The sequence below is a fragment of the Janthinobacterium sp. GMG2 genome, assembly GCF_033949445.1.
Taxonomy (GTDB): Bacteria; Pseudomonadota; Gammaproteobacteria; order Burkholderiales; family Burkholderiaceae_D; genus Janthinobacterium; species Janthinobacterium aestuarii.
The window spans coordinates 36,897-56,738 of sequence record NZ_JAXAWA010000007.1; the positions used below are offsets into that span (position 1 = coordinate 36,897).

Below are 19,842 nucleotides of genomic sequence, written 5' to 3' on the forward strand. Positions count from 1 at the left end.
CGTTTGACGTCTCCGGCCACCGGGCCGGAGGCGCGGCAACCCATCGGATCAGCATGCATACACCCGTCACGCCCGGCCTCCTCATCCTGCACGGCAACCAGCTGGAACAGCTGCGCGCCGCCGTCTTCCAGTGGCTGCGCCAGCATCCGCTGGCGCCGCTGGAAACGGACATCTTCCTGGTGCAGTCGAACGGCGTGGCCGAATGGCTGAAGATCGCCCTGGCCGAGGAGATGGGCGTATGCGCCGCCACGCGCATCGCGCTGCCGGCGCGCCTGCTGTGGGAAAGCTACCGGGGCATGCTGGGGCGCGACAGAGTGCCGCGCGTGTCGCCGTTCGACAAGTCCCCGCTGACGTGGCGTTTGATGCGCCTGTTGCCGTCGCTGCTGTCCCACCCCGTGTTCGCGCCGCTGCGCTACTTCCTTGCCGATGGCGATTGCGAACGCCGGCTGCAGCTGGCCGAGCGCCTGGCCGACCTGTTCGACCAGTACCAGGTCTACCGCGCCGACTGGCTGGCCGATTGGGCGGCCGGGCGCGACCAGTTGCGCACGGCGCGCGGCGACTCCATCGTTCTGAAGGAAGACCAGCGCTGGCAGGCGCAGTTGTGGCGCGCCGTGGCGGCCGATGTCGAGGATTTCGAGCGCGACACGGGCCGCGCCGACATCCACGACGCCTTCCTGGCGGCGATCGCCGCCGGCGATACGCCGGTAGGCAAGCTGCCGCGCAGGGTCGTGCTGTTTGGCGTGTCGGCCTTGCCGTACCAGACCTTGCAGGCGCTGGCCGCGCTGGCGCGCCACACGCAGGTGGTGCTGGCCGTACCCAATCCGTGCCAGTTCTACTGGGGCGACATCATCGACGGGCGCGACTTGCTGCGCGCGGAAAACAAGCGCCAGCGCCAGCGCAATGGCACCGATCTGGCCGGGATTCCGCTGGAAGAACTGCATGCGCACAGCCACCCGCTGCTGGCCAGCTGGGGCAGGCAAGGGCGCGATTTCATCCGCATGCTCGACGAATTCGACGAACACGCGCAAGCGGAAGGGCGCGACGACAGCCTGCGCATCGACCTGTTTGGCGAGGAAACGGGCGAGACCCTGCTGCAGCAGGTGCAGGTGGCCATCCGCGAACTGCGTCCGCTGGCCGAGCACGAGCAAATACCGCCCGACGCCGGCGACCGCTCGATCGAATTTCACGTGGCGCACAGCGTGCAGCGCGAAGTGGAAGTGCTGCACGACCAGCTGCTGGCCATGTTCGCGCACAGCGCCGAAACGGGTTTGCGTCCGCGCGACGTGGTGGTGATGGTGCCCGACATCGATACCTTCACGGCCGCCATCCACGCCGTCTTCGGCCAGTACCGGCGCAACGACGAGCGTTTCATCCCGTTCGAGATCGGCGACGTGAAGGACCGCAGCGTCAACCCGCTGCTCGTCGCGCTCGAGTGGCTGCTGCAGTTGCCGCAGCAGCGCTGCCGCCAGAGCGAAGTGCGCGACCTGCTAGACGTGCCCGCGCTGGCCACCCGCTTTGGCCTGCAGCCGGACGACCTGGTCACCCTGGGCGCCTGGATCGAAGGGGCGGGTGTGCGCTGGGGCCTGGACCAGCATCACCGCAGCGGCCTGGGGCTGGGCGCGGCCGGCGAGCAGAATGCGTGGATCTTCGGCGTGCGGCGCATGCTGCTCGGCTATGCCAGCGGCGGTGGCGCCAGCTTTGGCGGCATCGAGCCGTATGCGGAAGTGGGCGGCCTCGATGCGGCGCTGGCGGGCTCGCTGGCGCAGCTGGTCGAGGCGCTGCTGCACTGGCGCACCGTGCTGGCCGGCGTGCGCACACCAGCCGAGTGGGGCGTGCAGGCGCGCGCGCTGCTGGGCGCCTTCTTTGACGCCGACGACGAGGGCGACCGCCTGACCCTGGCGCAGCTGGAAGGCGCCTTGCAGGGCTGGCTGGAAACGTGCGAGCATGCGGGCTTTATCGAGCCGGTGCCGCTGTCCGTGCTGCGCGTGGCGTGGCTGGGCGCGCTGGACGAGCCAACCCTGAACCATCAATTCGTCTCCGGCGGCGTGACGTTTTGCACCTTGATGCCGATGCGCGCCGTGCCGTTCCGCGTCGTGTGCCTGCTGGGCATGAACGATGGCGACTTCCCGCGCCGCGCGCAAAAGGCCGATTTCGATTTGCTGGCACTGCCCGGCATGGCGCGCCCGGGCGACCGCTCGCGCCGCGACGATGACCGCTACCTGATGCTCGAAGCCTTGCTGGCCGCGCGCGACAAACTGTATGTGAGCTGGGTGGGACGCAATGTGCGCGACAATTCCGAGCAGCCGCCGTCCGTGCTCGTGTCGCAGCTGCGCGATTACCTGGCCGCCGGCTGGTCGCTGGACCGGCACCTGGTCTCGCTGACCACCGAGCACGCGCTGCAGCCGTTCAGCCGCCGCTATTTCGAGGCCGATGGCTTGCTGACGTACGCACGCGAATGGCGCGTCGCGCATGCCGATGCGGAGACCCAAGCCGAGGAACTGGCGCTGGGCCCTTACGAGCTCGATCCGGGCACGCGCTTGAAACTGGGCGAGCTGGCCAGCTTCTTGCGCCAGCCCGTCAAATACTTTTTCCGTCGCCGCCTGAGCGTGCATTTCGCCGATGCGGCCATGCTGGGCGAGGATGAAGAACCGTTCGGCCTGAATGCGCTCGAGCGCTATCTGCTGGAAGACACCATGCTGGACGACGGCGGTGCCGTGGAAGCGTTGGACGACGTGCGCGCCAGCCTGGAAGCGCGCGCGGAAAAGCTGGCGCGCGAAGGCGTGCTGCCGATCGGCCTGATCGGCCGGCAAGTACAGGCGCAGCTGGTCGAGGCGCTGGTGCCCGTGCGCAGCGCCTGGTTGTCCTTGCGCGCCTCGTTCCCGTACGCTGCCGACAAGCGCGCCATCAACCTGCCGTTTGGTGAGGTGCAGATCGACGACTGGCTCGACAAATTGTGCAGCAACGGGCAGGACACGGCCTGGCTGATGCAGATTTCCTCGAAGGTGACGGACAAGAACGGTCTGGCGCGCGGCGACAAGCTGATGCTGATGTGGCTGCGCCAGCTGGCCGCCGCCGCCCTCGGTTTTTCCGTCACCGGCTACCTGGTGGCGCGCGACGCCATCGTCAGCATGGCGCCGCTCGATCCGGCCACGTCGCGCGACGCGCTGGCCACCTTGCTGGCGCTGTGGCGCGAAGGCATGAACCATCCGCTGCCGACGGCGTGCAAGACGGGGCTGGCGCTGGTGCGGCAGGGCGACCCGCGCGCCGTGTATGACGGCGGCTTCGACATGACTGGCGAGCGCGCGGAACTGTGTCTGGCGCGCTTGTGGCCCGAGTTTTCCGCGCTGGCCGCGGAGGAAGCGTGGGAAGACTGCACGCGCGAGCTGTATGGCCCGCTGGCCGACTGGCTGCAACAGCACATCACGATCGACCCGATCAGCGCGCCCGATGACGGCGCGGGAGAAGAACAATGACGAGCCATCTGCTCAACCCCCTGGCGTTTCCGCTGCACGGCTCGCGCCTGATCGAAGCGTCGGCCGGTACGGGTAAAACCTGGACCATCGCCGCGCTGTACGTGCGTCTCGTGCTGGGGCATGGCGACGACGAGAGCCGATTTACGCGGCCGCTGCTGCCAGCCGACATCCTCGTGATGACATTTACCCGCGCCGCCACGCGCGAATTGTCGAACCGCGTGCGCGAGCGCCTGATCGAGGCGGCCGCTTATTTTCGCCACGAATCCGGCGGCAGCGACCCGTTTCTCGACGCCTTGCTCGAATCCTATCCGGACGAGAGCGAGCGGCAAAAGGCCGCGCACCGGCTGATGCTGGCCGCCGAGACGATGGATGAAGCGGCCATTTTCACCATCGACGCCTGGTGCCAGCGCATGCTGCGCGAGCATGCGTTCGACAGCGGCAGCCTGTTCGACGAGGAACTGGTCAGCGACGAGCAAGCCTTGTTCGAGGATGCGGCACACGATTACTGGCGCCAGCAAGTCTACCCTTTGCCGCCGCAGGCGCTTGACGTGCTGCTCGCCTGCTGGCCCGACGTCGGCGCCCTGAAGAAGGGCGCGCGCGAGCTGGCGCGCCGCGCGGACATCATGCGCATGGCCGACGAAGAGCCGTTGTCGGCGTTGATCGCGCGCGAACAGCGGGCGCTGGCCGCGCAGCTGGCCACCCTGAAGGCGGGCTGGGTCGAGCGCGTGGACCAGATGGCGATGTGGATCAATGACCACCGCGCCGCCAATCCCAAGTGTTTTAATGGCGTCAAGATGAAGCCGGAGAACCTGGCGAAGTGGTTCGACGGCTTGCGTAAATGGGCGCAAGACCCGCTGTTGCTGCTGCCCGCCATCACGGCCAAGGCGTGGGAACGCTTGACGCCGTTCGGCATCGAGGATGCGTTTGCCAAGAGTTTCACGGCGCAGGTGCCCGAATGCTTCGAGCATACGGAGGCACTGGGGATCGCCCTGGCGGGTATCACGCCGCTGGCGCACAAGCTGCACCTGCATGCGGCGGCGGCCATCGCGCGGCGCATGGATCAGTTAAAACGCCAGTCGCGCCAGTTCGGCTTTGCCGACATGCTGCAGCGCCTGCACGACGCGCTGGCCGGCGAGAATGGCGCGGCCCTGCGCCAGCGCATCATCGACCAGTATCCGCTGGCCATGGTCGATGAATTCCAGGATACGGCGCCCGCCCAGTACCAGATTTTCAACCTGCTGTACCGGATCGCCGACAACGATCCGGCTCTGGGCCTGTTCCTGATCGGCGACCCGAAGCAGTCGATCTACGGCTTTCGCGGCGCCGACATCCAGAGCTACCTGGCGGCGCGCCGCGCGACCACGGGACGCCACTACCAGCTGGGCACCAACTACCGTTCGACGGCCCCGCTGGTGGCGGCCGTCAACCAGCTGTTCCTGCACGCGGAGCGCGACGAGGTGCCTGCCGGCGCCTTCCGCTACCGTAAAGGGGGCGAGAATCCGCTGCCGTTCGAGGCCGTCGACGCCAAGGGCCGCGCCGAATACCTGGTGAACGCCAGCGGTCCGCTGCCGGCTCTGCTGGCCGCCTGCGCCAGCGATGAAGCGCTGCGCGGTGACAGCTACCGAGAGTATTTCGCACAGCACTGCGCCGAACATATCGTTGCCATGCTGGGCGACCCGCAGGCCGGTTTTACGGGCCCCGATGGTTTTGTGCGCCTGCAGCCGGCCGATGTCGCCATCCTTGTGCGCGACCGCAAGGAGGCGGCCGCCATCCGCCGCGCACTGGCGCGCCGCCGGGTCGCCAGCGTCTACCTGTCCGACAAGGATTCCGTCATCGACAGCGAGGAAGCGCAGGACGTGCTGCGCTGGCTGGCGGCGCTGGCCAACCCGCTCGACGGAGGACTGGCGCGCGCCGCGTTTGCCACGCGCACGATCGGCCTGTCGCTGGGCGAGCTGGCGCGCCTGTCGAGCGATGAAATGGAATGGGAACGCCGGGTCGAGCAACTGAAGGCCCTGCACCTGATCTGGCAGCGCCAGGGCGTGCTGGCCATGCTGCGCCGCTTCATCCATGAATTGCAGCTGCCGGCCATGCTGCTGCAGCAGACGGGCGGCGAGCGGCGCTTGACGAATCTGCTGCACCTGGCCGAGCTGCTGCAATCGGCCAGCCGCCAGCTCGATGGCGAGCAGGCGCTGATACGTTGGCTGGCCGAGCAGATCGCCGGCGAAGGAGAAAACGGCGACGAGCGCGTGCTGCGCCTGGAAAGCGATGCGGAACTGGTGAAGGTCATCACCGTGCACAAATCCAAGGGGCTCGAATATCCGCTCGTGTATCTGCCGTTCGCCGTCACGGCGCGCAAGGTGGATAAACGCAACCGCAGCTTCTTCGAGTATGCGGGCGACGATGGCGAACGCCGCCTCGACCTGTCCTTGTCCGACGAGGCCATGGCGTTTGTGGAAGAAGCGCGCATCGAGGAAGACTTGCGCCTGCTGTACGTGGCCCTGACGCGGGCGCGCCACTTCCTGTGGCTGGGCGTGGCCGCCCAGGCGGCGCGCAAGGCGGGCGAGAACACCTTGCACGAATCGGCGCTCGGCTACCTGCTGACAGGCGGCGACAAGCTGCCGTTCGAGCAGCTGCTGCTGCGCTGGCAGCAGGTGGCGGGCAGCTGCGACGCCATCTATGTCAGCACCTTGGGGCAGCCCGACGCCTGCACGGTGCTGGACCGGGTGGAGCGGCGGCCCGAGTTGCGTCCCGCGCCCGTGTTCACGGGCGAATTCGAGCGCGACTGGTCGGTGGGCAGCTTCACGTCGCTGACGCGCCAGATCGGCGCCGTGACGGCCGCGCACGTGCCGCAGCGGGCGCTGGAAGAAACCTTGCTGGAAGATGGCACGGCTGTCGCCGTGGCCTCGCCGACGCACATGGGCGACGCGCCCTGGCACCGCTTCCCGCGCGGCTCCGTGCCCGGCAATTTCCTGCACGAGCAGCTCGAGTGGATGGGCAGCGAAGGGTTTGACAGCGTCCACGATGACAACTTCGACACCCGCCTGGCCGCGCGCTGCGAGCGCTCGGGCTGGGGCCACCGCCAGGACGACGCCATCGCCTGGCTCAGGGAAATCGCCATCACGCCGCTGCCGCTGCTCGATGCATCGCTGTCGCAGTTGGATAGCACCCTGTCCGAGATGGAGTTCTGGTTCCCCAGCGAGCATTTGTCCACGGCGGCGCTCGACCAGCTGTGCACGCGTTTGCTGCTCGACGGCGCACCGCGTCCCGTGCTGCCGCGGCGCCAGCTGCACGGCATGCTGAAAGGCTTTGCCGACCTGGTCATCGAACGGGATGGCCGCTACTGGGTGCTCGACTACAAGTCGAATGCGCTGGGCGCCAACGACGCGGCCTACCATAAGCAGGCGCTGGCGGCCGGCATGGCGCAGCACCGCTACGATATCCAGGGCGCCATCTACATGCTGGCCTTGCACCGGTTGCTGAAAAGCCGTTTGGGCGACGCCTACGACCCGGCCGAGCACCTGGGCGGCGCCATCTTCCTGTTTTTGCGCGGCATCGCGAATGCGGACACGCATGGCTGCTACTGGCTGGCGCCGCAGCTGGAACTGCTGGACGGCCTCGATCAACTGTTAGAAGAAACGGAACACCATGCAGCATGACGCGCAGTTGGATACCCTGCAGATGGATGCCTTGTTCAGCCATATCGACGGCGTTGCCGAGGCGGGGCACCTGCGCCGCCTGAGCGCCGCGTTTGCCCGCTTCATCGGCACGCTGGACGAGGGCGCGCCGAATGCGTCCGCCGTGGCCGTGGCGTGCGTCGTGCTGTCCGAACTGGAAGGACGGGGGCACAGCTGTCTGATGCTGTCCGACCTGGCCAGCGAGCCGTCGCAGCTGCTGGGCTGGAGCGAAGAGCTGTGGCATGGCGTGCTGGCCGTCTCCGGTCCGCTGCCAGGCAGCGCCGAGGGCTGGCGCGCGCTGCTGGCCGGCGCGCCGCAGGTGTGGACGGTGGGCGAGGCCGACGTGCGCCAGCCGCTGGTGCTCGATGGCGACCGCCTGTATTTGCGCCGCTACTGGCGCGACGAAACCCTGGTGGGTGAAAAAATCGCCGCGCGCGCGCGGGATTTGACGAATCCGCCGCTGGCGCAGGTGCGGCTATGGCTCGACATCCTGTTCGACCAGCCCACGCAGGACGGTGGGCCGGACTGGCAAAAAGTGGCATGCGCCATCGCCCTGCGCGGCAAGGTGGCCATCATCACGGGCGGCCCGGGGACGGGCAAGACGTACACGGTGGCCAGTTTGCTGACCTTGCTGTTTGCCGTCTCGCCGCAGCCGGAGCAGCTGCGCATCGCGCTGGCCGCGCCGACCGGCAAGGCGGCCGCGCGTTTAAAACAGTCGATCGACAAGGCTTTGGAGGGGCTGGCGGCCAAGGCGGGCGATGCGCTGCCCCTGCTGGAACTGGCGCGGCGCATGGGCGCGGCGCGCACCCTGCATAGTTTGCTGGGCGCGCGGCCCGATACGCGCGCCTTTGCCCACCACGCGGGCAATCCGCTCGACGTCGACGTGCTGATCGTCGATGAAGCGTCGATGGTGCACCTGGAGATGATGGCGTCCGTGCTCGACGCCTTGCCACCCACGGCGATCCTGATCCTGCTCGGCGACAAGGATCAATTGGCGTCCGTGGAAGCGGGCGCCGTGCTCGGTGACTTGTGCCACGACGCGCAGGCGGGCGGCTACACGCCGGCTACCATCGCGTATGCGCAGGCGGCCAGCGGCGTGGCCATTCCGCCCGCCTTTGCGGGGGCGGCCGGCGCGCTGGCGCAGCAGACGGTGATGCTGCGCCACAGCCACCGTTTCAGCGGTCCGATCGGCGAGCTGGCCTTGGCCGTGAATGGCGGCAGGCCCGATCTTGCCAAAGCGTGTTTTGCCGGCGACAGCGGCGGCCAGCTGGCGTGGAGCGTGAGCGCGCAGCCGGACGAGGTGCTGCGCCTGGCCTTGCGTGGCCGCGCGGACGCGCCGGGCGGCTACCAGCCCTACCTGGCACTGGTGAATGCGGGCGAAGCGGCGTACGCGCAGCATGACGACTGGGTGCGCGCCGTGCTGCACGCTTTCGAATCGTTCCGCATCCTGTGCGCCGTGCGCGAGGGCGAGTGGGGCGTGGCCGGCCTGAACACGGCCATCGAACTGCGGCTGGAAAAGGAAGGCTTGATACGCCGCAGCGAATGGTATGTGGGCCGTCCCGTAATGGTCACGCGTAACGATTACGGTACGGGCGTGTTCAATGGCGACATCGGCTTGACCCTGCGCGATCCGGCGCGGCCGGGTTCATTGCGCGTGTACTTCCTGGAAGGCGAGAACGTGCGCAGCGTGCTGGCCACGCGCTTGCGCCATGTGGAGACGGCGTTCGCCATGACCGTGCATAAATCGCAGGGTTCGGAATTCCGCCACACGGTGCTGGTGCTGCCCCAGGAAGGCGGAGCCATGCTGGCGCGCGAACTGGTCTACACGGGCATCACGCGCGCGCGCGACTTCTTTACCCTCGTCTCGCCCACGCAAGCCGTGCTGTTCGACGCGATTCTGCGCCGTACGCAGCGGGCCAGCGGCTTGAGAGGGCTGATCGGCTGATAGGGTTTGACAGGTTTCCATGTGGAAATATATGTGTTGTATTCCGAATATTGATGATAATTGTTCCGATTTTTGTGTGAAAATGCTTTCATAGAGAAAGTAGTGCAGAGCACTGTTTCTCGTCACTCAAATCGAAACGAGGAGTCCATCATGTTGTCTTCCCTTCGCACGCGGCTGGTGCTCATCTGCGTGGCCATCGTCGTATTGTCCATGCTCGCCTTGTCGGTCGCCAATTACGTCACCACGCGCAGCAGCATGCTGGCGTCGTCGGACCAGCAGATGCAGCAGCTGCTGCAAAGCCAGTCGGCGGTGCTGGCGCAGTGGGTCGATGGCAAGAAAAAGGTCATGGCGTCCGTCGTCATGTCGGCCGAGACGCCCGATCCGCTGCGCGCCTTCGAGATCGCGGAAAAGGCTGGCGATTTTGCGGAAGTGTTCATCGGCTACGCGGACAAGCGTTCCGTGTTTACCCATCCGGGCCGCCCGGCCGATTTCGACCCCACGGCGCGCGCCTGGTATACGGACACCGTCAAGGCGGGTGTGCCGATGCTCACGCCGCCGTATGTGGATGCGGCCAGCCACAAGCTCGTGGTGTCGTTCACGGCGCCCGTCGGGCCGAAACAGGCATTGGTGGGCGTGGCGGGCGCGGACGTGCTGCTCGATACCGTGATTGCCAACGTGGTGGCGATCAAGCCGACGCCGCACAGCTTTGCCTTCCTCGTCGACCAGAGCGGCATCATCATCGCCCACGCGAACAAGGACCTGAGCTTGCAGCCGGTGGCGAAACTCGATGCGTCGCTGTCGGCCGCACAGGTCAACCGGCTGGAAAGCGCGCGCACGAGCGAGGCCGTGCGATTGAACGAGCGCGACGGCAAGCTGTACGTCACGCGCGTGGCCGGCACCGACTGGCTGCTGGCCGTGGTGCTCGACCAGCAGGAAGCCATGCAAGCCTTGCAGACGATGCTGACGACGGCCACCGTCACGGCCGCGCTGCTGACCGGGCTGGCCGCGCTGCTGCTGTCGCTGCTGGTGTTCAAGATGCTCAAGCGCCTGGAACTGGTGCGCGACGCGCTCGACGATATCGCCTCGGGCGAGGGCGACCTGACTCTCCGCCTCGACGCTTCCGGCGTGGACGAACTGGCGCAGATCGCCGGCGCCTTCAACCGCTTCATCGACAAGATCGCCGCCGTGCTCGTAAAAATCCGCACGGCCAGCGAGTCGGTCAAGGTATCGTCGTCGGAAATCGCCGCCGGCAACCAGGACCTGTCGTCGCGCACGGAGCAGCAAGCGAGTTCGCTGGAAGAGACGGCCGCCTCGATGGAGGAGCTGACCAGCACCGTCAAGCAAAATGCCGACAATGCGCGCCAGGCCAACCAGATGGCGCAATCGGCATCCGGCGTGGCGAGCAAGGGCGGCCAAGTGGTGGCGCAGGTGGTCGATACCATGGCCTCGATCAACGATTCGTCGAAGAAGATTGTCGACATCATCAGCGTCATCGACGGCATCGCCTTCCAGACGAATATCCTCGCGCTCAATGCGGCCGTGGAAGCGGCACGCGCGGGCGAACAGGGACGGGGCTTTGCCGTGGTGGCGACGGAAGTGCGCAGTTTGGCCCAGCGTTCCGCAGGGGCGGCCAAGGAAATCAAGCTGCTGATCGACGATTCGGTGGGCAAGGTCGATTCTGGCGCGCGCCTCGTCGACGAGGCGGGCGCGACGATGCAGGAAATCGTCGACAGCGTGCGCCGCGTCACCGACATCATGGGCGAGATCACGGCCGCCAGCGTCGAGCAAAGTTCGGGCATCGAACAGGTGAACCAGGCGATCGCGCAGATGGACCAGGTGACGCAGCAGAACGCTGCCCTGGTGGAAGAGGCGGCCGCCGCAGCGGAAAGCCTGCAAGACCAGGCCAGTACCCTGGCGCAGGTGGTGGGCGTGTTCAAGCTCGATGAAGGGCAGGCGCCGGCGCCCGTCAAACCGGTGGCGCGGGCAGCCATCGCGCCGCGCATCGCCAGCCGGCCAGCACCGGCGCCCGCCGCCAAGCCGGAACGCAGCGAGGAGTGGGAAACTTTCTAAGTAGCGTTCAAGCGCGCCGTGGCGCCAGGGTCGGCGCCATCTGTTTCGCCACCTCGAAAAAAGCGTTGGTGGCCGGCGTGTTCTGGCGCCGGTCGCGCACGGCCAGGCCCACCTTGCGGCTGACGGGGGGATTCAAGGGCAGGGCGACCAGCTCCGGATACTGCTCGCGCAGCCGCTGGGGCAGGGCCAGTTCTGCCACGATGGACAGGCCGTCGCCGCGGCTGACCATGTCGAGGATGGTGATCACCTGGCTGATGCGGTAGGGCACCTGCGGCTGCAGCCCCGCGTTGGCGAACAGCGGCTCGATCAGGCAGGCGCAGCCCGCCTCGGACATGATGAGCGGCCCTTCGCACAATTGGGCCAGGGTGATGGACGTTTCGCTGGACAGTGCATGGCTGCGCGGCACCAGCGCCATCATCTGGTCTTCCACCAGCGGCGCCGTATCGAAACGTTCGTCGGGCAGCACGACGAAGCCCACGTCGACCCGCCGCTCGCGTATCCACTGCACCACTTCATGGTCGGCGCCTTCGTCGATGCGCAGGTCGATGCCCGGATAGCGCAGGCGGAATTGCGCCGTGATGGCCGGCAGCAGATTCAGGGATGACGTGGGGCCGAATGAGCCGATACGCAGGCTGCCCTGGCGCTGGCCCAGCACGTCGGCCGCTTCCTGGCGCATGGCTTCGGATAGCCCGAGGATTTCGCGCGCGCGGACCAGCAGCTGGCGGCCCACGTCGGTCAGCTCGGCCGAGGCCTGGTGGCGCACGATCAGGTCCACGCCCATCTCCTTTTCCAGCGCCTTCAAGGCGTGCGAGACGGCCGACTGGCTGATGCCCAGCTGCGCGGCGGCGGCGGAAAAGCCGTGCAGTTCAGCCACCAAGGTAAAAATTTCCAGTTGCGTGAAGGTCATGGTGTGGTTTCTTTGTGCTATGAGTATTTACTCATTATTTCATGAGTTGATATTAGTATTAATATATATCTGCAGCATCCGCTGCACAAGCGACATCATAGGACTTTCCATGCGCACTACCGCCATACCTTCCGCCGCCTTGCCTTCCGTGCAATCGCCGCTCGTCTACCTGAAACTGATTTTCGTCGCCCTGTTCTGGGGCGGCACTTTTATCGCGGGGCGCGTGCTGGCGCAGCAGATGCCGCCCATGACGGCTGCCAGCGGACGCTTCGGCGTGGCCGTGCTGTTGCTCGTCGTGCTGGCCTGGAAACTGGAAGGGGGCTTGCCGAGCCTGGACCGCAAGCAGCTGATGACGACGGCGGCCCTGGGCCTGACGGGCATCTTCTTGTACAACCTGTGCTTCCTGGCCGCGCTGTCGCGCATGCCGGCGGGGCGCACGGCTTTATTTGTCGCGCTGAACCCCATCGTCACGGCGCTGGCCTCGGCCATGCTGTTCCGCGAACGGCTCGGATCGTTCAAGTGGCTGGGCATCATGCTGGCGTTCTGCGGCACGGCCATCGTCATCACGCGCGGCGATCTGGCCGGCGTGCTGCACGGCACGGGCGGCGGCATCGGCATGGGCGAAGTGTTCATGTTTTGCGGCATTTCCAGCTGGGCCGCCTATACCCTGATCGGCCGGGTCGCGCTGAAGGGCTTGTCGCCGATTGCCGCCACCACATATGCGTCGATGTGGGGCCTGGCCTTTTTGCTGGTGGGGGCGGCCGTGGAATTCCCGAGCGTGCCATGGCGCAGCTTCGGCTGGCAAGTGTGGGCCGCCATCGGCTACCTGGGCGTGTTCGGCACGGTGATCGGCTTTGTCTGGTATTACGAGGGCGTCAAAGCGCTGGGGCCGTCGCGCACGGCCGTGTTCAACAACCTCGTGCCCGTGTTCGGCATCGTGCTGGCGGCGGTGCTGCTGGGCGAGCCGGTGCTCGCCTCGATGCTGGTGGGCGGGGCGGTGACGATTGCCGGCGTCATCATGACCAACCGGCAAGCGAAATAGTTCCGGGGTCAGACCCGTCGGGTCTGACCCCAGCATTCAGCCGTGCTTAGCGGGCACGGCGGCGTTTACTCGGCTTCGCCGGCGCCTTCTTGTGCCGGCTGACCGAGGCGCGCATCACCTTCGGCTCTTCGATGCCGTTCTCGGCCGCCAGCATGCGGCGGATGTTGACGGCGTCCATGGCGCGCACGGAATTGGCGCGCGCGTTGAGCAGGATCATGGTGGCGAACTTGCCGGCCGACTTGATGCGCATGATCAGGCAGCGGCCCGCTTCATTCGTGTAGCCCGTTTTCGACAGGCCGATGTCCCAGCCCTTGGCGCCCACGAGGCGGTTCGTGTTGTGGTATTCCACGTCGCGGCCCTTGATCTGGATGACGTCCTTCGAATCCGTGGTGATGCGGCTGATTTCCGGGTAGCGCGAGGCGGCCACGGCCATCTTGACGAGGTCGGCCGCCGTCGACTGGTTGTTCGGCGACAAGCCCGTCGGCTCTTCGATCACGGTCTGGCGCATGCCCAGGGCCTTGATCTTGGCGTTGACGGCCACGGCAAACGCCGTCGGGCCGCCGGGGAAGGTGCGCGCCAGCGAGGCGGCGGCGCGGTTGTCGGACGACATCAGCGCCAGTTGCAGCACGTCGTGACGGCTCAGGGTGGCGCCCACGGGCACGCGCGAGGTGCTGTGCTTCAGGGTATCGACGTCCTCGCGGTCGATGCTGATCTCTTCCTCCATGTTCGCCTTGGAGTCGAGCACGACCATGGCTGTCATGAGTTTGGTCAGCGAGGCGATGGGCACCACCACGTTGGAGTTTTTTTCAAGCAAGACTTTGCCTGTGCCGTCTTCGACCACCAGTATCGACTGGGAACCGAAGGGCACGGCGATGGCCGCTGTCGAAAGCGTCATCAGCACCGCGGCGAACATTTTTTTGAGCATGGGATTGTATGTGGAAAAGCAGTTTTGGGGCGCCATCGTGGGCGCTGCGCGCAAATCCGGAACGGGGCCGCGCGGGGACGCGGCGTGTATCTCGGAGGCAATATTTGCCAAGCTTAGACAATACCATTAAAGATCAAGCGATGTCTACGGTACAGGCCCGTAACAGGCGGCGTTGCGGCCAATTTGGCAAATAAAAACGGCTATTCTTGCCGTAGTGAAAATTGTTACGCAATTATTGATTTCACCTTGGAAACTTCGTATGATTTGAGCAATATTGATGGCGAGGGCCAGGCAGGCGCCGCGCGCTTCGTCGTTGATGCCTGCCGCTTCGTGCTTCGTCGCCCCGCGCTATGCCCTGCAACAGGGGCGCCGTAGACTGCGTTCATGCCTGAATCACAGACCACGGAGAACGCATCGTGTTAAAAAAATATACGGACTGGTACCGCAGTGTCGATGAGGAATCGCTGCTGGTGCTGAAACACCCCGAGATGGCGGAGCAGGTCCAGGGACGGATGCGCCGCTACATCGCCATGAAGCTGGTCAAGCTGACGCCGATCGAGCGCCAGCAGTTGCACGATTTCCTGCTCAAGTACCGCGGCGCCGGTTTTTACATCGCCGCGTTCAAGCTGATGCTGTTGTTCAGCGCCATCGGCGTCGCACTGCACTTGCTGCTGCCAGCCAAGTTCGAATTGCTCAAGGCCCTGGTCTTTAGCAACGGCCTGGGGTTTGCGCTGGCGTGGGGCCTGGTGGGCGTCTGGTTCAATTACCGCAGTTCCGTGCGCAACAAGCTCAAGAAACTCTTGCTGATCGTGTCGACCTGCGTGGCCGGCGTGGCCGTTGGCGTGCTGATGGCCGGCCTCAGCGATACCGGTTCCATGGACATGGCCTTCGAGCGTTTGCTGCGCGTGGGCGGCACGGCCTTGCTCGTGGCTTGCCTGTTTTACATGGTGCCGCTGGCGATCGTGACCACCTGGCGCAACCGCCAGTACGAAGCGCTGACCCTGCAACTGCAGCAGGATGCCGAGCGCGATCGTCTGGCGCGCGAACTGAGCGAATCGCAGCTGCGCCTGCTGCGCGCGCAGATCGAGCCGCATTTCCTGTTCAACACCCTGGGCGCCGTGCAGCAGCTGGCCGAGCAGGGAGCGCAAGGCGCCGGCAAGGCCGCCGCTTTGACGGCCGACCTGATCGCCTTCCTGCGCGCCAGCCTGGCGGAGATGCGCAGCGAGCAAGTGCCCTTGCAAAGCGAGTTCGACATGGTGGCGGCGTATTTGCGCGTGATGCAGGCGCGCATGGGCTCGCGCCTGCGCTATGCGCTGGACTTGCCGGCCGAGTTTGCGCACGCGACGATACCCAGCATGATCTTGCTGACCCTGGCGGAAAACGCCATCAAGCACGGTATTGAACCGTCGTTGCGCGGCGGCGAGATCCGCCTGTCGGCGCTGCGGGTGGGCGGCATGCTGTGCCTGCGCGTGCAGGATACGGGCATGGGTTTGCCTGCCAGCGGCACCGACAGCGCACAGGGCGGCGGACTGGGCCTGGAAAACGTGCGCAGCCGGCTATTGCTGTCCGATCCGTCCGCCAGCCTGAGCCTGCACGACGGCGAGGAGGGCGGCGCGACCGCTGAAATATTGCTACCCATCAAAATTGCATCCATCCTGAAAGACCCCGCCGCATGAACCCCACCATCCTGATTGCCGAAGACGAACCCCTGATGCGCGAGCGCCTGCAAATGCTGCTGGCGCAAGCCTGGCCCGAAGCGCACGTCGTGCTGGTGGCGGAAAACGGCAACGATGCCTGGGACGGTTTCCTCGAGCATGAGCCGGACGTGGTCTTTCTCGACATCCGCATGCCGGGCCTGTCGGGCCTGGAAGTGGCCGAGCGCATCGGCAAGCGCGCCCACGTGGTGTTCGTCACGGCGTACGACCAGTACGCCGTCGACGCGTTCGACGCGGGCGCCGTCGACTACCTGCTCAAACCCGTGCAGGCCGAGCGCTTGCAGCGGGCGCTGGCCCGGCTGCGCGACAAGCTCGGCGCCCAGCCTGCCGACATGGCCAATTTACTGCAGTCGCTGCGCGCGGCCTTGCCGGCGCCGCCGCGCGACAAGTTGAAATGGATCAAGGCCAGCGTGGGCAAGCAGATCCGTTTGATCGACATCGACGACGTGCTGTTCTTCCAGGCCGACACCAAGTACACGCGCGTCGTGCTGGCCGGTTCGGAAGCGCTGGTGCGCACGCCATTGAAGGATTTGCTGGGCGGCCTCGATCCGGAACAGTTCTGGCAAATCCACCGCGGCACCATGGTCAACGTGAAAGCCATCGAGGCGGCTGAACGCATCGACGCCGAGCGCATGCAGGTGCTGGTGCGCGGCAGCACGGAAAAGCTGCCCGTCAGCCGCACGTTTACGTATCTGTTCCGCGATTAGCGATTAGCTGGCAAGGCAAACGCCGCGCGCTTACTGGATCTTCGCGATCGACACTTCCGTCGATTTGACCAGCGCGATGACTTCGCTGCCCACCTTCAAGTCCAGGTCCTTGATCGAGCGCGAGGTGATCACCGACGTGACGATGCCGTGCGGCGTTTCCACGTCCACTTCCGAGACCACGGGGCCAAAGATGATTTCCTTGATCTTGCCGCGAAACTGGTTGCGTACATTCACTTCCGAGATAGCCATGATATTTCCTTTGTGCCCGTAATACGCCATGCGGCGCGACAAGGCCAGAGTACGGCCCGCGCACGCTTTTGACCACGAATCGATGCGCATATCGATATGCGCAAAGCGTGCGCCAGCACTGACGCTAGCACTTTATTCGCCTATACTTGGCTGCAACATCCTGGAGGTTTGCCATGCGTCCATTGCCCTTGCTGCTGCTCTTGCCCTCATTTGCCGTGCTGGCGCAACCGGTCGCGGCGCTGCAGCCGATGGCCTTCCTGGCGGGCCATTGCTGGAAGGGCGAGTTCTCTGGTGGCAAGCAAACGGATGAGCACTGTTTCCAGTGGCTGTACGGCGGGCAGATGCTGCGCGACGTGCACACGGTGCGCAGTCCCGGCAAGCCCGACTACGTGGGCGAAACCACGTATTACCACGATCCCGCCGCAAACAAGGTCGCCTTCCTGTATCTGGAAAACAGCGGCGGCCATAGCCGCGGAACGATGCAGCCGGTGGACGGCGGGATCGACTTTCCCGCCACCGACTACGTGGGCGCCAAGGGCAAGACCTTGACCTACCGCGTGCGCTGGACACCATCGGGCGATGCCTATGAGGCGGCCAGCGAGATGCTGCTGGACGGGCGCTGGGTGCCGCAGTTCAAGCTGCTGCTGAAGAAGCAGTAAGGCTGGTTTCCCTTATTCCAGTTCCGGCTTGGCCTGCGTGGCATCCCTGGGCCTAGGCATGGTGTGGCTGTATGGATAAGCAGTACCCGGGAGCAAATCCGCCGCCAGTACCGCCTTGCATTGGTCCATGACTTCCTTGTAGTGCTGCCACATTTCCACATACTTCTTCGGATGATTGATAAAGGTGATGCACATATCGGTCAAGTGCCCCTTGTTCAAGATCATCTTGACGATGTCGGTACTGGCCCTGGCAAGGTGTTCTGCCGTTCCTGCATTGATGGTGCTGGCACCGGGCTGGCTTTGCGCCAGCTTGTCGGCCAGTTCCTCTTCGAGCGCGACACGCTCGGCCTGTGCTTGCGCCAGCCCCGCGTTCGCCTCCACCTGTCCGGCCTTGCCGTCCGTGGCGCTGGCGGAACTTGCACCTTCCTGGGCGGTCTTAAGCATGACGACTTCCTTGCCCGTAGTGGCCAGGGCCGTTGGCTTGACTTGAACGGCGGCATCGGCATCGGCATTGGCTTGCAGGGCTTGTTCTTTTTTGATGGCAAGATCCAGTTTCGCTTGCGTTGCCAAGGCATCCTGGGACGCCTTGAGGCGCCGTTGTGCCTCTGCGGTTATGTCGGTATGTTCTGCCAGCACCGGCTGGCGCGCCACCACGGCGCCAGTCAGTTGCTCGATGGCCAGGATACCCAGGGTCAGGTCTTGCGAACGCTCCATGAGCAGCATGACGTCAGCATCGTTGAGCCATTTGTTTTGCGCGTATTCGCAGATATTGAACAGTTGCTGGCGCATCAGGGTGATGCTTTGGGAGTGCAGGCCCACGCTGGCGGCATTGGCGCGCAGGGCATTCGAGACGGCGGCGCTGTCGGGGCCGGCGCTAAGGGTGCCACCGAAGGAGGAGGCATACGATTGCAGGGCATCGGGTGTCGGCTCGGCACAGGCTTTGCCGTCTTTGGTGACATGAATCACGCGCTGGGCCGCGTCGAGGTGGACGGCCATGCCATCGCCTGGCAAGTCGGTCGTGCGGTGGATGGTGTGCAGGTTGGCGCAGGCCGATAGCGTCAGCAGGAGAGAAGCGCTCGCGGCCATGCGCAAGGGCTTGTTGCCTGCTCGGATCAAGTGGAGAGTGTGGCGACCGGTATCGATTGAAGGCATGATGCTACTCCTTGATGAGGACGAGGTTAGGGAGAACACTGGCGATGGCATGCGCATGGCGGCAGCCGTCGATGCCATGGTGCGTGCCGGCCCGTTGCCACGCATCCTTCAAGTGAAGGATGCGGTACTGGTTTGCCGTTTTTTTTACAGGTAGGGCAATGATGGACAAGGAAGGCGCGGATCCCGTTATCGCCGCCTTTTACCGGGCGGCATTGGAACCGCCGCAGTGGAGCGTGGCCATGCGCGCGTTCGCCCGGCTGGCCGGTGGCGATGTGGCTTGCTGTTTCCTGAAGGCGGAAACGGGCGCGGTGCCGTCGCGCGGCTATGTGACCGGGCTGGACCAAAGCGCCTGGGAGGACGGCTACCGGCGCTACTACCATGCGCTTGATCCCGGCTATGCGGTGCTCACGCGCGGGCCGCCCGGGCGCATGCACCTGATGCAGGATTATTTCAGCGAGCAGGCCGTGGCGCGCAGCGAGTATTTCCAGGATTTCTATTTGCGCGCGGGCGTGCGCTATTCGTGCAGCGGCGTCGTACGCGACAACGGCGCGCTCACCATCCTGTCCGCGCACCGCGCCGCGGGCCAGGGTCCGTATGACGCGAACACGCGCGGCCAGCTGCAGCGCGTGCTTGACCATCTGCCGAATGTTTTTTGCCTGCGCGATACGGCGCAGCAAGCCCAGGCGCATGGCGCGCTGGCCTGGGAGGCGCTCGATGCCTTGCCGCGCGCCATCTTGCTGGCCGATGCCTGCCTGCGGCTGGTTTTCATGAACCTGGCGGCGCAGCGCTTGCTGGCCGCGACGTCGCCGCTCGCCTCCGTGATCACCTTGCATGGCGGTAAGGTGGCTGTGCGCGTGAGCCAGCTGCAACAGCAACTGGCGCAGCGCGTGCGGCAGGCTTGCGTCGGACTGGCGTGCCACCGTCCCGCTCCCTTGTATGCGAGTGACGCAGACGGCCGGCCTGCGCTGGAAATCGGCATCCTGCCGCTGCCCGTGCGTATCGGCCCGGCAGACGGGGAGGGCGCCAGCCTGGCCATGCTGTCCTTGCGGCCACTGTTCAGGAGCGGGCGGCGGCATTGGCCCGGCGCGGCCGAGCGGCCATGCGGCTTGACGGGCGCGGAGTGGTCGCTGGCGCTGGCCCTGGCCGACGGCATGGAGCCAGCCGAGTACGCGCAGCGCCAGGGCGTGTGCATGAGTACCGTACGCAGCCAGATCCAGGCCATCCTGGCCAAGACAGGCACGCACCGCAGCAGCGAGATCGCCAGCCTGTTCAGCGCGCTTGAATGGCACGCTGGCGCGCAGCCATAAAAAAACCGGGACATGTC

At 65.6% G+C, this 19,842-nt stretch carries 14 protein-coding genes; 10 read left to right on the forward strand and 4 right to left on the reverse strand.

Annotation, left to right across the window (positions count from 1 at the left end):
• The first annotated feature begins 53 nt into the window (after positions 1 to 53).
• From recC to SKZ59_RS22500, 4 genes are all read left to right on the forward strand, one after another.
• Complete coding sequence (recC, locus tag SKZ59_RS22485; RefSeq protein ID WP_319993003.1) at positions 54 to 3,473, forward strand: exodeoxyribonuclease V subunit gamma; 3,420 nt, start codon at positions 54 to 56, stop codon at positions 3,471 to 3,473.
• Positions 3,470 to 7,129 (forward strand): exodeoxyribonuclease V subunit beta, encoded by a 3,660-nt coding sequence (gene recB / locus SKZ59_RS22490; RefSeq protein ID WP_319993004.1) that lies wholly within the window; start codon positions 3,470 to 3,472, stop codon positions 7,127 to 7,129. Before recC ends, recB begins: the two co-directional genes overlap by 4 nt.
• Positions 7,119 to 9,092, forward strand: a complete 1,974-nt coding sequence (recD, locus tag SKZ59_RS22495; protein WP_319993005.1) for an exodeoxyribonuclease V subunit alpha — start codon at positions 7,119 to 7,121, stop codon at positions 9,090 to 9,092. Before recB ends, recD begins: the two co-directional genes overlap by 11 nt.
• Positions 9,093 to 9,242: 150 nt before the next feature.
• Positions 9,243 to 11,162 (forward strand): methyl-accepting chemotaxis protein, encoded by a 1,920-nt coding sequence (locus SKZ59_RS22500; RefSeq protein ID WP_219328374.1) that lies wholly within the window; start codon positions 9,243 to 9,245, stop codon positions 11,160 to 11,162.
• A 7-nt stretch (positions 11,163 to 11,169) separates the two neighbouring features.
• Here SKZ59_RS22500 and SKZ59_RS22505 read toward each other — a convergent pair whose 3' ends face one another.
• Positions 11,170 to 12,069 (reverse strand): LysR family transcriptional regulator, encoded by a 900-nt coding sequence (locus SKZ59_RS22505; protein ID WP_319993006.1) that lies wholly within the window; start codon positions 12,067 to 12,069, stop codon positions 11,170 to 11,172.
• A gap of 109 nt (positions 12,070 to 12,178) precedes the next feature.
• Here SKZ59_RS22505 and SKZ59_RS22510 point away from each other — a divergent pair, with 109 nt between their 5' ends.
• Positions 12,179 to 13,111 (forward strand): DMT family transporter, encoded by a 933-nt coding sequence (locus tag SKZ59_RS22510; protein WP_319993007.1) that lies wholly within the window; start codon positions 12,179 to 12,181, stop codon positions 13,109 to 13,111.
• Between the two features lie 46 nt (positions 13,112 to 13,157).
• On the opposite strand, the gene SKZ59_RS22515 is transcribed toward SKZ59_RS22510, so the two are convergent.
• Positions 13,158 to 14,036, reverse strand: coding sequence for a serine hydrolase (locus SKZ59_RS22515; RefSeq protein WP_034758101.1), 879 nt, complete (start codon positions 14,034 to 14,036; stop codon positions 13,158 to 13,160).
• A 416-nt stretch (positions 14,037 to 14,452) separates the two neighbouring features.
• On the opposite strand from SKZ59_RS22515, the gene SKZ59_RS22520 reads away from it, so the two are divergent.
• Positions 14,453 to 15,712: a sensor histidine kinase gene (locus SKZ59_RS22520; protein ID WP_319993008.1), complete on the forward strand. Its 1,260-nt coding sequence runs from the start codon at positions 14,453 to 14,455 to the stop codon at positions 15,710 to 15,712.
• Complete coding sequence (locus SKZ59_RS22525) at positions 15,709 to 16,458, forward strand: LytR/AlgR family response regulator transcription factor (protein ID WP_034757697.1); 750 nt, start codon at positions 15,709 to 15,711, stop codon at positions 16,456 to 16,458. The genes SKZ59_RS22520 and SKZ59_RS22525 overlap by 4 nt, the downstream gene beginning before the upstream one ends.
• 30 nt (positions 16,459 to 16,488) lie before the next feature.
• Here the strand turns inward: SKZ59_RS22525 and SKZ59_RS22530 are convergent, their stop codons facing one another.
• On the reverse strand, positions 16,489 to 16,707 hold the full coding sequence (locus tag SKZ59_RS22530; RefSeq protein WP_034757699.1) for a TOBE domain-containing protein: 219 nt from the start codon (positions 16,705 to 16,707) through the stop codon (positions 16,489 to 16,491).
• Between the two features lie 173 nt (positions 16,708 to 16,880).
• Here SKZ59_RS22530 and SKZ59_RS22535 point away from each other — a divergent pair, with 173 nt between their 5' ends.
• Entirely contained in the window at positions 16,881 to 17,366 is a 486-nt protein-coding gene (locus SKZ59_RS22535; RefSeq protein WP_319993009.1) for a hypothetical protein, read from the forward strand.
• A gap of 12 nt (positions 17,367 to 17,378) precedes the next feature.
• Here the strand turns inward: SKZ59_RS22535 and SKZ59_RS22540 are convergent, their stop codons facing one another.
• Positions 17,379 to 18,518: a hypothetical protein gene (locus SKZ59_RS22540; RefSeq protein WP_319993010.1), complete on the reverse strand. Its 1,140-nt coding sequence runs from the start codon at positions 18,516 to 18,518 to the stop codon at positions 17,379 to 17,381.
• Between SKZ59_RS22540 and SKZ59_RS22545 the strand changes: the two genes are divergently transcribed.
• On the forward strand, positions 18,517 to 18,672 hold the full coding sequence (locus SKZ59_RS22545; RefSeq protein WP_161781524.1) for a hypothetical protein: 156 nt from the start codon (positions 18,517 to 18,519) through the stop codon (positions 18,670 to 18,672). The genes SKZ59_RS22540 and SKZ59_RS22545 overlap by 2 nt on opposite strands.
• A gap of 4 nt (positions 18,673 to 18,676) precedes the next feature.
• Complete coding sequence (locus SKZ59_RS22550) at positions 18,677 to 19,825, forward strand: LuxR family transcriptional regulator (protein WP_319993011.1); 1,149 nt, start codon at positions 18,677 to 18,679, stop codon at positions 19,823 to 19,825.
• Positions 19,826 to 19,842 lie beyond the last annotated feature (17 nt).